The sequence below is a fragment of the Streptomyces sp. NPDC100445 genome (assembly GCF_044759735.1).
GTDB lineage: Bacteria > Actinomycetota > Actinomycetes > Streptomycetales > Streptomycetaceae > Streptomyces.
The window spans coordinates 1095820-1108965 of the sequence record NZ_JBIVZV010000001.1; the positions used below are offsets into that span (position 1 = coordinate 1095820).

9 protein-coding genes and 1 pseudogene are annotated in these 13146 nt (G+C 71.9%); 3 read left to right on the plus strand and 7 right to left on the minus strand.

From position 1 onward, the window contains the following. Positions 1–111: 111 nt before the first annotated feature. Positions 112–996: a LysR family transcriptional regulator gene (locus ACIQVT_RS04770; protein ID WP_403747449.1), complete on the plus strand. Its 885-nt coding sequence runs from the start codon at positions 112–114 to the stop codon at positions 994–996. A gap of 534 nt (positions 997–1530) precedes the next feature. On the opposite strand, the gene ACIQVT_RS04775 is transcribed toward ACIQVT_RS04770, so the two are convergent. The 6 genes from ACIQVT_RS04775 to ACIQVT_RS04800 all read right to left on the minus strand — a co-directional run bounded on the left by ACIQVT_RS04775 (position 1531) and on the right by ACIQVT_RS04800 (position 10075). Beyond that, a complete protein-coding gene (locus ACIQVT_RS04775; RefSeq protein ID WP_403747451.1) occupies positions 1531–2907 on the minus strand; it encodes a S41 family peptidase in 1377 nt (458 codons plus the stop codon). A 1100-nt stretch (positions 2908–4007) separates the two neighbouring features. Next, positions 4008–5177 carry a hypothetical protein gene (locus ACIQVT_RS04780; protein ID WP_403747453.1) on the minus strand — a complete coding sequence of 390 codons (1170 nt, stop codon included), beginning with the start codon at positions 5175–5177 and terminating at the stop codon, positions 4008–4010. Between the two features lie 60 nt (positions 5178–5237). Then, positions 5238–5465, minus strand: a complete 228-nt coding sequence (locus ACIQVT_RS04785) for a hypothetical protein (protein ID WP_403747455.1) — start codon at positions 5463–5465, stop codon at positions 5238–5240. Between the two features lie 415 nt (positions 5466–5880). Next, entirely contained in the window at positions 5881–8022 is a 2142-nt protein-coding gene (locus tag ACIQVT_RS04790; protein WP_403747458.1) for a putative bifunctional diguanylate cyclase/phosphodiesterase, read from the minus strand. Then, the gene (locus ACIQVT_RS04795) at positions 8019–8831 is read right to left on the minus strand and encodes an SAM-dependent methyltransferase (RefSeq protein ID WP_403747939.1); all 813 of its coding nucleotides are present in this window, start codon (positions 8829–8831) and stop codon (positions 8019–8021) included. Before ACIQVT_RS04795 ends, ACIQVT_RS04790 begins: the two co-directional genes overlap by 4 nt. 278 nt (positions 8832–9109) lie before the next feature. Further along, positions 9110–10075, minus strand: coding sequence for an SCO0930 family lipoprotein (locus ACIQVT_RS04800; protein ID WP_403747461.1), 966 nt, complete (start codon positions 10073–10075; stop codon positions 9110–9112). Positions 10076–10853: 778 nt separating this feature from the next. On the opposite strand from ACIQVT_RS04800, the gene ACIQVT_RS04805 reads away from it, so the two are divergent. Further along, positions 10854–10991 carry a hypothetical protein gene (locus ACIQVT_RS04805; protein ID WP_403747464.1) on the plus strand — a complete coding sequence of 46 codons (138 nt, stop codon included), beginning with the start codon at positions 10854–10856 and terminating at the stop codon, positions 10989–10991. Positions 10992–11024: 33 nt separating this feature from the next. After that, complete coding sequence (locus ACIQVT_RS04810) at positions 11025–11789, plus strand: hypothetical protein (protein WP_403747467.1); 765 nt, start codon at positions 11025–11027, stop codon at positions 11787–11789. A 121-nt stretch (positions 11790–11910) separates the two neighbouring features. On the opposite strand, the pseudogene ACIQVT_RS04815 reads toward ACIQVT_RS04810, so the two are convergent. Beyond that, positions 11911–12398, minus strand: a pseudogene (locus ACIQVT_RS04815) (hypothetical protein). Between the last annotated feature and the right edge of the window lie 748 nt (positions 12399–13146).

Below are 13146 nucleotides of genomic sequence, written 5' to 3' on the forward strand. Positions count from 1 at the left end.
GTCGGTCCGTCCGCGTTGCCAGAGCCATGAAGAGCACGCTAGGCCTGGAGCGGCCGATCGGTCCAAGACATGGTCCGGCTCGTTTCGATAGGCGGTGACTATGCTGGTTGTATGCAGTTCCAGCAGCTCCAGTACTTCGTGGCCGTCGCCGAGACCCGGCACTTCACCCGGGCCGCCGAGCTGGTCCACGTGGCCCAGCCGTCGTTGTCCCAGCAGATCAAGGCGCTGGAGCGGGAGCTCGGCGCGGACCTGTTCCTGCGCGCCCGGGGCAACATCACGCTCACCGACGCCGGCGCGGCGCTGCTGCCGCTGGCCCGGCGCATCCTCGCCGACGCCGACACCGCCCGGCAGGAGGTGCAGGAGCTGGCGCAGCTGCGGCGCGGGCGGGTGCGGCTCGGGGCGACACCGAGCCTGTGCACCGGCCTGCTGCCGGACGTGCTGCGCGCCTTCCACGACCGGTACCCGGGGATCCGCCTGCTCGTCGAGGAGGGCGGCTCGCACGACCTGGTACGGGAGCTGGCGCGCGGCGCGCTCGACCTGGCACTGGTGGTGCTGCCGCTGCCCACCCCGGCGCCCGCGCTGACCACCGTGGAACTGCTCCGGGAGGACCTGGTGGTGGTGTCCTCACCGGAGGCGCCGGTGCCCGGCCGCGGCGGACCGGTCCTGGAGGTCGCCGAGCTGGAGGGGGAACGGCTGGTGATGTTCCGGCACGGGTACGACCTGCGGGAGCTGACCGTCGCCGCGTGCCGCTCCGCGGGGTTCGAGCCGGACTTCGCCGTGGAGGGGGGCGAGATGGACGCGGTGCTGGGCTTCGTACGGGCGGGGCTGGGGATCGCCGTGGTGCCCCGGATGGTGGCGGTCCGGGCGGGTCAGGGGCTCCGGGTCACCCCACTGGCCCGGCCGGGACTGCACCGGACCATCGCCCTGGCCCACCGCAGCGACGTGGCCCCACCCCGAGCCGCACGAGAACTCCAACACATGCTCCTCGAACACTGACCACCCCGACACGTGCCGTGGGCAGGGGCGCTGGCCGCGGGTATCGGGCGGGGACGGGCAGGGGGCGCGGAGGGCGAGCGCGGGCGCTGGGCAGGGGCGCCGGGCAGGCGACGGGCACGGGTTCCAGTTGAGGGCAGCGGACATAGGCACCGGGCAGGGGGCGGCACGGGCGCCAGCCGGGTACGGCGGGGACAGGAGCTAGGTACGGGCGCCAGGCAGAGACGTCGGCCACGGGCAACAGGCACGGATGCCGGCCATGGGCGCGAACGCGGGCCCAGGGAGGGGCGCCAGCACAGCCGCCGGCCACGGGGGCAGGGGCGGGGACGCGGGCGGCAGGCAAGGGCGGCGCACAGGCGCAGACACGGGCGCCAGCCGCAGGCTGCGAGCGCGGGCGGAGGGCGGGGGCGGGCTCCAGCCACGGCAGTGGTACTCGTGGGCTCGCGCATTCAACTGTCGCCAGTTGTCGGTGCTGCTGAGCGTGGTAGTGACTTTCATGATCTCCAGCGGGTTGTCCCCAGGCCCGCTACTCCTGCGTCAGCCCGTGGCACCGCTGTAGTTCCGCAGGACGTTCAGAGCCCTGTCGAAGGCTGAGTCCCTCTTCTTGTCGAACTCCTCCTTCGTGAAGACCGGCTCCTTGAGGTGCGGCGGAATGCCCGTGCCGTCGAAGGTCCTGCCCGACCGGGTCAGGAACTCCTCGTTCGGAAGCCAGGCCGACATGCCGTTGGGGAGCTTGCGCGACATGACGTCCGAGAAGACGCCCTGTGTGGGCTGCCCGATCCGGACCGTCCTGCCAGGCCGGTCCATGAGGGCCTGGGTGAAGGTCTCCCCCGCGCTGACGGTCGATCCGCCGGTCAGTACGGCGACCGGCCCGGTGTAGCGGGGGCCCTGAGCGGGCGTGACATACGCGGGCTGGGGGCGGGTGTGCCGGGTGGGGTCGGCGGGGTCGTTGCGTGCCCGCTTGGAGTAGGCGAGGTAGGGGGTGTCGGTGAGGCGCTCGGCGATGTGGATTCCCAGGGCGTCGGAGCCGCCGCCATTGATCCGCAGGTCGATGATCAGGCCCTTCAGGCTCTGGGGGCGCTCCTGGCTGAGGACCGTGTCCAGCGCCCTGTCGAGCTCGGCCAGCTGGGCGGCGTAGGGGGCGTGATCGCCCGCGTATCCGCCGAAGCCGGAGATCCGCAGATAGCCCTGCCCGCCGGGGAGGTCGGCGTAGGTGATCCGCCCGTTGGCGAAGTCCTGGAGGTTCCGGGCGTTCTTGAGGTCGCGCGCCACGATGAATTTCTTGACCTTGGCGTCCAACCCCTCGGTGGGCACGACAGTGCCGGGGCGAACCTGTGCGAAGACGTGATCGCCGTCCTGGACGGCAACGTGGGCATCGTAGAGCGGCTTGACCATCTCGCTGAAGACGGCGTAGAGCTCGTCCCTCGTCGTCCCAGCGTGTACCCCGGGGCGGTATTGGTCGCGTACGGCGTGCCAGTCGATGCCCTTGGCAGAAAAGAAGGGGTAGTTCTCCTCGAAGGACTGCCAGAAGACGTCAAAGGCAGCGAGCGGACCCTTGGGGGCCGGACTCGTGCAGGCGTCGGGCAACTCCGGGATCCGGCGCAGGTTCCGGTCGCCGACGGAGCCGTCCGCCCGCATGGACCCGCGGTCGCGGCCTCCGTGGGTGCGCACGGTGAGGACAGTGCCGTCGGGCATGGTGTAGGTGCTGGGGCCGGTCCGCTGCGCGGAATCGCCCTTGAGACAGCTGACGGCGGTGGTCTCGTACTCCTGGAAGGTTCCGTTCCGGATGGATAGGACTGTGCCGTAGCCGTCCATGCGCCAGATGCCGTCGGTGGTCGGCTGGTGGGCGGTGGCGGCTGGCGCGGCTTGCCCGGCGAGGGCCAGGGCGGCGGCGGTGGCCGTGACAATGCGCACGATCCTGCCTTCTCTGTAGGCGACTTGCTCGGGACAGCCCCACGGTCGCCGACATGGCGTCTCCCGGCCATCCGGCTGCCCGGTTGATCGAAGGTGGGGCCAGCCCCCGCTACCGGCAGTGCCCGGTGGTGATCGCGTTCAGGGACCGACCATCGCGGACCATGCCACGCTACTCATGGGCTCTCCTGTTCAACTGTCACCAGCTCCCCGCCGGGCGCAACTGCTGGTGCCCGTGTGCGATTTCCAGCGGTGTATCGGCTCCACGTCCCGACGGTCTCGTTGAGGAGGCGGGTGGTGGTCTTGTCGTGGTAGCCGAGAGCCTCCGCGACAACGGGAGCGGGCATCTCAAGGAGTTGTTGTCGGATGGCGGCGCCGCGGGCGGCGGCCACCGGGACGCCGATCTCATTCAGGAGTGCGGACAGATGGTCAGGGCGGAAGGGCCGGCCCGCCCGGCGTCCGGGGAACAGCCAGGGGGATGCTGGGTTGGTGGCGGTGTTCATGTGGTCGCGGTCAGCGATGTAGTCCAGCAGCAGGGAAGCGGCTGGCTCGGGGATGGGTGAGGCCGGTTCCCCGAGCCGGACCAGGCTCGTCCTCCAGGCCCCAGCCCCCGTCATCGCGAAGGCGCTCGGCTATCACGACAAGACCGCCACCCGCCTGGTCACCGAAGCCGGTGGGACCTGGAGCCGATACTCCCCAGGCGTCCACCAGCGGTGAAGCGCGGCTACTTACGCTGGGGCCACTGACCCCCGCTTGTCCTCAACGTGGACGACGTAAAGCTCGGTGCCGTCCCTGTGACGCCTGGAACGTCCGAACAACCCGACAGCGATCTGCGACTGATCCTGAGGCTCATCGGGGCCGACATAGGTAAGGACGTCGTTGTGATGCCCGGTGACGACCCATCCCCCCACGTCCTTGAGGTCGATCACCCCAAAGTCTCCTGCCGTGGATCCGGCATGCGCCGGGCCGAACCTCGGGGAGGCGGTCCACGTCCTCCGTGAACAGCCCTCCGCGCGGGGCGGGCGCATCCAGTCGGGCAGTGCGGTCATGGCTTCGCCGTAGCGGTGCGTCGGGTCCGGAAGGCGGCGCGCGGCGGGGCTGTCCTACTCGGCCGGCAGACGGAGCATCGGTTCGAAGGCCGCGTCCTCCTCGCCCTCGACCGAAGGGAGGAAGCCGTCCGGGACGGTGCGGGCGGCCGTGGTGAGGAGGCGGGCCAGGACCTCGGGCTCGGTGGCCGGGGGGAGGCGGAGGGCGGCGAGGAGGCGGTCGCGGACCTCGGGGTGGTCCGGGTTGTCCTCAAGGTAGTCGGCGTTGAGCGCGGGGGGACGGAAGCCGGCCAGGGCGTCGTGCCAGGAGGGGAGGACGATGGCCAGGGTCAGGGCCTCGGCGAGGGACTCCGCGATGAGGGAAGCCTGGCCCTCGGAGTCGGTGTAGAGGACGGGGCGGACGCGGTCGGAGCCGGCCGGGCCACAGAGGTAGTGGGTGCCTCCCGCGTTGCAGCCGGCCACGGGCTCCACCGGGAGACCGGCGGGCAGGGCGATCGACTCGATGGGGTCGGTCCGCGTGAGGTCGAACTCGCCGTCGCAGGCGAGGTACGCCTCGACCTCGGGGTCGGCGGCGATCCGGCGGAGCAGGGCCTCGTCGGAGAGGGCGACCGGGTTGAGGCCGTGGGCGGCTTCGGGGGTCAGGGGGTGGCCCGCGAGGACGTGGCGGACGGTGCCGAGGGGGACGGGCCGCCCGTAGTCCCCCTCGAAGTGCGCTTGGACGGCCTCGGGGGAGCGGTCGGTGAGGAGGCGGAAGAGGTGCCCGGAGCCGTCCGGGTCCGGGCTGCCCGAGGGGAACTCGATGCCCGAGCCGGTGCGCCAGGCGCTGCCGCCGGTCTCCCACCACAGGCAGGCGGTGACCCGCGGGGCGCCGAGGCCCTCGTCGACGAAAGCCGGGTCGTCCAGGAGCGGGCGCAGCGCGGCGGGCACTTCGTCGATGACACCGGGCCAGACCTGTTCGTCGTCCGTGGCGTACGGGCTCATCTCCGACTCGTGGTCGAAGCCGCGGACGAGCACACCGGCCGGGGTGAAGAGGACGGAGAAGTCGTCACCCGAGCCGTTGTCCATCAGGGCCGCCTCCGTCCCAGGCCCCCAGGTGGTGGAGAAGGAGTAGCGGGAGAACCGCGGGTCGCGGCAGATCGCCTGGTCCAGCACGGCCAGCGCGCGCAGGTGCGCGCGGAGCTCGGCGGGGTCCGGGAGGAGGGCGGCGGTCGTGTGCACGGTGTCCATGGGCTCATGCAAGCAGCCGGCACTGACATCCAGGGCGGCGGTGCGGTCACACCTGCTATCTCACTCAGGGAACGAAAAGCCCAGCTCACGCAGGCGGGGCAAGCACACTGCGAGGCATTGCTCCACAGACGCGGCATCGGTTCGCACAAGGACGTCCTCGCGCAACGGCGCTCCACTGGCGACGAAGGTCCAAGGCTCGCCCCTCTCTGCCATCCGCTCAGCGTCGGCCTTGAACAGCACCGTTACGCCCTGTTCAGCCAGTGCTTCCATGATCGCGACGACGTCCACCGGCACTCTCCCCTCCCGAAGCGCTTCGAACGCGCCATCGGACGAACATACTCACTCCGGGCCGGACCCTGGACACCGCCCGCATGACCCAAAGTGACCGATCGGGGCGCTCTGAGCTGGAATACGCGACACCTCAACATGCGAGCTCACCAGTCCCACGGCCGAGCCAAGGAAGCGTCGCAAGGAGGCGGGCGCGAGCGCCAACCACGGGGAGCGGGCACGGACATCGGCTACGGGTGACAGGCGCGGGCTCTAGCCGAGAACGCCGGCCACGGGCGCCACACAGGCGCCGGCCGCTGGCGGCGGGCACAGGCACGCGCGCCCGGCACAGGCGTCGGGCAGGCGCGGGCGCAGGCGCCCGCCCGGCGCCGGGCGGGCGGTGGTCGACGTCCTTCGGTTTCGGGGCGGTGGGCGGTCAGCCGGTGGCGTCGACCAGTGCCAGGTCGTGCAGGCGCTCCGGCGGGCCCGGGCGGGCGTAGTACCAGCCCTGGGCGGTGTCGCAGCCCAGGATGCGCAGTTGCTCGGCCTGCGCGCCGGTCTCCACGCCCTCGACCGTGACCGCGAGGTCGAGGCTGTGGGCGAGGGAGACGATCCCCTCCACGATTTTCAGGTCGACGGGGTCGGCGGGGAACTGCTGCATGCCCTGGGTGAAGGAGCGGTCCAGTTTGAGGACGCTCACCGGGAGGCGGCGCAGGTTGGCCAGGTTGGAGTAGCCGGTGCCGAAGTCGTCCAGGGCGATGTCGACGCCCATCTCGGCGAGCCGGCGCAACGGTTTGAGCAGGTCGTCGTCGGCGCCGATCAGCGCGGACTCGGTGACCTCCAGGCAGAGCGCGTCCGGGGTGACGCCCGCGCGTTCCAGGATGTCGACCGTGTCCTGGACCAGCCCGGGATGGGTGAGCTGGCAGGGCGAGAGGTTGACGTTGATGCGCAGGGGGCCGGTCGCCTGACCGCAGAGGCGTTCGCGCCAGGACCGGGCCTGGCGGATCGACTCCTCCAGGACCCAGCGGCCCAGCGGCACGATCAGGCCGGTGTGCTCGGCGAGCGGGATGAACCGGTCCGGGCCGAGGACACCGTGCTGCGGGTGCAGCCAGCGCACCAGCGCCTCGGCGCCGCGTACGCTGCCGTCGCCCAGATGTACCAGGGGCTGGTACTCGATGAAGAACTCGCCCCGCTCCAGAGCGGTCGGCAGGGCCGTGGTCAGGCCGTGCCGGGTGATGGCGCGGGCGTCGGCCTCGGGGTCGGCCAGTTCCGAGCGGTTGCCGCCCGCCGACTTGGCCCGGTACATGGTGATGTCGGCGCTGCGCAGGACCTCCGCGGCGGTGCGTTCGCCCGCCGGGCCCTCGACGATGCCGAGGCTGCCGCGGACCAGCAGGTCGCGGCCGTCGATGCTGACCGGCGTGACCAGCGCGTTCATGATGCGCTCGGCGAGTTCGTCGACCTCGTGCGCGGTGCCGGGGCCCGTGGTGAGGGCCACGAACTCGTCGCCGCCGAGCCGGGCGACCATCTCGCCGGGCGCGGTGGCGCACGACTCCAGCCGGTCGGCGACCTCCACCAGCAGCCGGTCGCCGGCCGCGTGACCGAGGCTGTCGTTGATGGTCTTGAAGCCGTCCAGGTCGAGGTAGCACAGGCCGAACCGCTGGCCCTCGCCCGCGTTGAGGGCCTTCTCCAGCCGCTCGAAGAACAGGGTGCGGTTGGGCAGGCCGGTCAGGGCGTCGTGGGTGGCCTCGTAGCGCAGCCGGAGGTTGAGCAGCCGGCGCTCGGTGGTGTCCTCCATCAGGGCGAGCTGGTACTGCGGGTTGCCGTCGGCGTCGCGCAGCAGGGAGACCGTCAGGTTGGTCCACAGCACGGTGCCGTCGGGCCGGTTGAACGCCTTCTCCATGTGGTAGTGCTCGCGTTCACCGCGCACGAGTTCGTCGTAGAGCCGCCAGGTCTGCGGGGCGTCCTCGGGGTGCACCCAGTCCTGGACGCGCCGGCCGCGCAGCGACTGCGGGGTGGCGCCGAACATGCGCAGCAGCGCCTCGTTGACCTGGAGGACGGTGCCGTCCAGGTCGGCGATGCCGATCCCTATGGCGGCGCCCTCGAAGACCGCGCGGAACCGCGCCTCGCTGGCGTGCAGCGCCTGCGCGACCACGCCCTGGGCCAGCAACGCGGCCTGGGCGATGGCCTCCTGCTCGGCGAGGGTGCGTTCGCGCAGCGCCTGGGCGTACCCGGCGGCCATCGCGTGCTGCAACCGCGAGGAGCGCACGCGCAGTTCGTCCTGCGGGCCGTCCTCGCCGCAGTACAGGACCAGGTAGGCGTCGACGCAGTCCAGGGTGCGGGTGAGCGCCTCGGGGTCGGTGCAGTGCGCCTCGACCAACGCGGCGCCGACGGCCCTGGCGGCGTCCGGGTCGAAGGTGCGGGCCCGCAGCAGTCCGCTCAACCGGCGGGCCAGCGGCAGGAGTCGCTCCTCGAACTCGGGGCGGGTCAGTGAGGTGGAGGTGACGGGGAAGACCGCCCGGCTCCAGATCGTCGTCAGCCGGCGCAGTCTGTCCTCCGGCCCGTCCGGCTCCGCGGTCACGCCGTACGCCCCACGCCGGCGAACCCGGAGAAGGCGTACGGATCCTCGTCCTCGGGAGCCGAGTCCGGGCGCCAGTTCGGCATCGGCACCAGTCCGGGTTCCACCATGTCGTACCCCTCGAAGAACCGCGCGATCTCCTCGCGCGAGCGCATGATCAGCGGGTTGCGGATGTCCTTGTACACGTCCACGGCGCCCTCGGCCCGCTCGGCGGGCACCGGGATCCCCTCGTACGAGGCATGCGTGAGGATCAGCAGGCTGCCCGGCGCGAGAGCCTCGCGCAACTCGGCCACCGCACCGTACGGGTCGTCCGCGTCGTCCACGAAGTGCAGTATGGCAACGAGGAGGAGGGCCACTGGCCGATTCAGGTCGATCAGCCGCTCAAGCCGTGGGGCCGAGAGGATCTCCTGCGGCTTGCGCAGGTCCGCGGCGACCACGTCGGCGTCGTCGTGACCCGCGAGGACCGCCTCGCTGTGGGCGACGGCGACCGGGTCGTGATCGACGTAGACCACGCGGGCGCCCGGGGCGGCGGCGCAGGCCACCTCGTGGACGCTGCCGAACGTCGGGATGCCGGAGCCGATGTCGAGGAACTGGGTGACGCCCTCGCCGGCCGCGAACCGCACGGCCCGGCGCATGAACGCCCGGTTGGCCTGCATGATCTTGGGCAGGCCCGGCATGAACTCCATGGCCTTGCGGGCCGCTTCCCGGTCGACCTCGAAGTTGTGCGAACCGCCCAGGTAGTAGTCGTAGATCCGTGAGACGCTCGGCACCGAGATGTCGATGCTCCGTGGGGCCCAGGCGGGACGCTCCATGTATGTCTCCAAGGCGTGGACAAGTGTAGGCGATCCGGTGTTCGAGCTGAGGCTACTGATCGCCCGCCAAAGGAGCGACCTGAAACGGAAATTGACCATCCGTTCCCGGTCACTGCCTGCGGCACGTGTCCACACGGCGGCGCTGCGTGACGGCCGCAGGGCAGCCGTCGCGCGACCGTCGCCGCGACGCACAACGGTCCGCCCCCTCCGTGCGGAGGGGGCGGACCTTCGGTCGTCTGCGCCGGGCCGGGCGGGACGATCGACTCTGGGGAGGTGATCTACTTGCCCGGCGCGCCGACCGGCTTGCCGTCGGGCGAGACGGCGTACCAGGTGCCGCCCACGCCCTGACCGTTGGTGTCGCCTGGGGCCTTGTCCCCGGAAAAGGTGTAGATCGGCCAGCAGTTGACCGACATCTGCCGGACGCCGTCGGGGCGGGTGAAGGGCATCAGGCCCTTCTTCTTCACGCCCTTCGTGTCGTCCGCGTTCACCGGGCCGACGGCCGGCCACTTCTCCAGGCAGGCGCCCGTGCAGTTCGAGACGGACTTCGGCCAGGCCTGGTCCTTCAGGAAGCGGTAGACCGTCATGCCGTTCTTGTCGACGACGACCTCGCCCAGCTCGGGGTCCTTGCGCACGGACAGGCCCGGCAGGTCGGACACCTTGGCCTTCTTGCCGGTGGGCGCCAGGGCGAACCACTTGCCGCCCACGCCCTGGCCGTTGACGTCACCGGAGTTGACGTCCTTGGCGTAGCGGTAGGCGGGCCAGCCGCCGACGGTGAGCTGCTTGCTGCCGTCGGCGCGGGTGACCTCACCGAGGAGCGCCTTGTCGATGCCGGCCCCGGCACTGGCGTCGTCGGCGGGGACCGGCGGCCAGGTGGTGGCGCAGTCCCCGGCACAGTTGGAGGTCGGCGGGTTGGCGGTGTCCTTGTCGAACCGGTAGAGCGTGAGGCCGGAGCCGTCGGTGAGCACGCTGCCCAGGTCGGGGTTGTTGGCCACGGTCAGCTTGCCCGCGGGGGCCGCGGCGGTCGGGGAGCTGGAGCTCTGGCTGCCGTCGGCGCCGTACCCGTTGCCCGCGGCGGTGGCGGTACCGGCGCCCGGGCTGCCGTAGTCACCGGCCGCGGCCGTGGCCCCGACGTTCTGGGCCGCCGCCGCGGGCGCCGCGCTGTTGTCCTGACCGCACGCCGTCGTGAGCGCCAGCACCGAGGCTGCCGTGGCCACCAGTGAGGCGGTCCGCCAGGAGGTCTTCATCCGTAACTCCCCAATATCGCCTGGATATCGCAGCGCCTGCCGCGCCGCCGCACGGCCATGGGTACGCGGCGCGGGGGCCGCGGTGTTCAACGGCGGCCGATATTTCTTTCCGGGGACCGGGACGCGCCGGCGCCCGCGGGCTCGTACAGACGTGCGTGCCGCTCCGGCCGGGACCCTCCGCCCGTCAAACCTTTGACCGCACCATGTCCCCCCTTCGGAGCATTGTGGGCGCACAACGGCGCACAACGCCCTCCCACCCCGCATGATCTTCGTCGTGCATGGACCCGAAGCGACCCGATGCGCACCCACCACAAGGGTGTTGGCCCTGTTGACGCTGGTCTGGACCCTGGTGGGCTGTCCGGCCGGCAGCGCGTCGGCCGACGCCTGCGCGTCCGCCTCGACCGGACCGGGCCGCACGGTGGCGGTCGCCCACGCCGGCGGCCACCACTGGCCGGACCCGCCCTGCCACCACTGGCCGGACCCGCCCTGTCCCGAGCCACCGCCGCCCTGCCCGCCGACGCCCACCCCCACGCCGACGCCCACGCCGCCCCCGCCACCCGAACCGACGCCCACACCCACTCCCCCACCACCCCCGAAGCCGACACCCCCACCGCGCCCGACCCCCACACCGAGGCCCGCCCCACCCCGGCCGCGACCGCCCGCCCGGCCCGCCCCGGCACCGCCGGCACCCACGCCCACCCCGCCCCCGCCGCCCGCGCCGAGGCCCGTACCGGAACCGACGCCCACACCCCCGCCCACGCCCACGCCGCGGCCCCCGGTGACCCAGGTGCGCTACCCGGCGTACCGCCCACACCCCGTCAGCCACCACGCGCGCGGTCACACCACGCCCGTCATCTACGTCCTGCTCATCACCGTCCCCGCGATCGTCGCCGTCGCGGCACTGCGCCCGCGCTGACGCGCCGGCCCGCTCACCCTGTGGAGGCACCAGTTGTCGGATTGGCTTGTTCTCGTCCTCGCGATGCTGGGGGCATGCGCCGTGGTGGTCGTCATCACGCTGGTGAGGCACCGCACCGCGGCCGAGGACGAGGACCCCAGCGAGACCCCGGACGTCATCGAGTACATGACGATGTGGATCGGCGTCATCTACGCCATCGTCCTGGGGCTGGCCATCGCGGGCGTGTGGGAGGCCCGCAGCGCCGCCCAGGACTACGTGCAGTCCGAGGCCCAGGCACTGCACGAGATCTCGGAGCGGGTCCGGGTCTACCCGCCGGACGTCCGTGACCGCGTCCGCGGTGACATCGACGCCTACGTCCAGTACGTCGTGCACACCGAGTGGACGGCGATGGCGGACGACGAGCAGGTGACGGAGCACGGCGCGGCCCTGCTGCGCAAGGTCCGCGAGGACGTCACCGACTACCGGCCCGGGAACGACTTCGAGGCCCAGTCCTACCAGCCGCTGCTGGACCAGATCGCCGCGGCCGACCAGGCCCGCAACGCGCGTGCCGACTCCACCGGGGCCACCATGCCGTCGGTCGTGTGGTGGGGGCTGATCACCGGGGGCCTGATCACCATCGGCATGGTGTTCGCGCTCCAGATCCGCCGGACCGGACGGGAACTGGTGCTGGCCGGACTGTTCTCGGCCACGATCGCCTTCATGCTGTTCCTCATCTGGGACCTCGACGCCCCGTACAGCCGGGGCATCGCGGTGACCGCGGAACCGTTCCTCAACCTCTTCCCCCACATCACGGGGTAGCCGCGGGCGGCACGCCGACAGGCCTCCGCCCCCGCTCCCGCGAGGGACCGGGGCGGAGGCCTGTCGGTGTGCGCGACGCCCGGACGCCGGGACGGACCCGTGGCCCGGCGGGGCGCGGGGCTCAGACGCGCCTCTCGTGCCGGCGGCGCAGCCAGAAGGCACCGCCGCCGATCAGGGCCGTGGCCACCAGGCCGCCGCCGATGACCATGTCGGTGGGGGTGGCGCCGCTGGTCCGGCTGCCGCCGATGCCGCCCTGCACACCGCCGATCACGGTGAAGGCCGCCGGGCGGGTCAGGGGGCGGCCGTCGCAGCGGACGGTGATGTCGTACCGGCCGGGACGGGTGCCGCGGTGGACGGTGGCGACACCGCGTGCGGTGTCGTCGCGGAACGGGGCCAGCGGGGCGGTGCCGAAGGCCCGGGAGGTCATGGTGCCGCCCCGGCAGCCGTTCACGGTGACGGTGAGGCGGCCCCCGGCGGCGATGACCGCGGGGGTGGCGACGATGTTGCGCGGGCCGCCGAAGTCGTTGCCGTGGCCGTTCCCGTTGCCGTTCCCGTTGCCGTTACCGAAGCCACCGTTGCCGTTGCCGAAACCACCGTCCCCGTGGCCATTGCCGTTCCCGTTCCCGTTCCCGTTCCCGTTACCGAAACCGCCGTTCCCGTGGCCGTTCCCGTTGCCGTTGTTGAAGCCGCCGTTCCCGTTGTTGAAGCCGCCGTTGCCGTTTCCGAACCCGCCGTTCCCGTTCCCGTTCCCGAAGCCGCCGTCCCCACGGCCGTTCCCGTTCCCGTTGTTGAACCCACCGTTGCCGTTCCCGAACCCGCCGTTGCCGTTGTTGAAACCACCGTTCCCGTTCCAGTTGCCGTTGCCGTTGGCGGCTCCGGTGCCCGTACCCGGGACGATGACGGTGGTGTCGGTACTGCTGGGCCCGCCCCCATTGCCCATGCCGTCCGCGACGGCCACGGGGGCGGCGAGCCCGAGCGCGGCGACCGCGGCGCACGCCGCCGCGAGGGCACGTTGGTTTCGCATGTGATCCTCCGCGGAAGGCGCCCCGGGTCCCGTTCCCGGTGGATCGGCGAGAAAGCACCTCCCGGACCGACCCTCCGACGTGCGGAACACGCCCGCATGTCGAGAATGGTCCGTCCTGGTGAGCCGACACGCCGACAGATATCCACACAATCTGATATTGCCGCAGGTCACGGGCCATCAGAAGAATCCTCGGAACGGCAACTCGGATGGCGCACCGGAAGGCCCCGGGGCCACCCGTTCGCCCCTCGCCCCGTCGCCCGTCGCGCGCGCGGGACTTAGCGTTTTCCCATGCGCGTGGGACGTGGTGCCGGCAGCGTGGAGAGGGGTTGGCGA

Coding starts and splice junctions, on each gene's coding strand:
- ACIQVT_RS04800 (WP_403747461.1), bottom strand. CDS start 10,075: ATGAAGACCTCCTGGCGGACCGCCTCACTGGTGGCCACGGCAGCCTCG.
- ACIQVT_RS04770 (WP_403747449.1), top strand. CDS start 112: ATGCAGTTCCAGCAGCTCCAGTACTTCGTGGCCGTCGCCGAGACCCGG.
- ACIQVT_RS04780 (WP_403747453.1), bottom strand. CDS start 5,177: ATGGACACCGTGCACACGACCGCCGCCCTCCTCCCGGACCCCGCCGAG.
- ACIQVT_RS04795 (WP_403747939.1), bottom strand. CDS start 8,831: ATGGAGCGTCCCGCCTGGGCCCCACGGAGCATCGACATCTCGGTGCCG.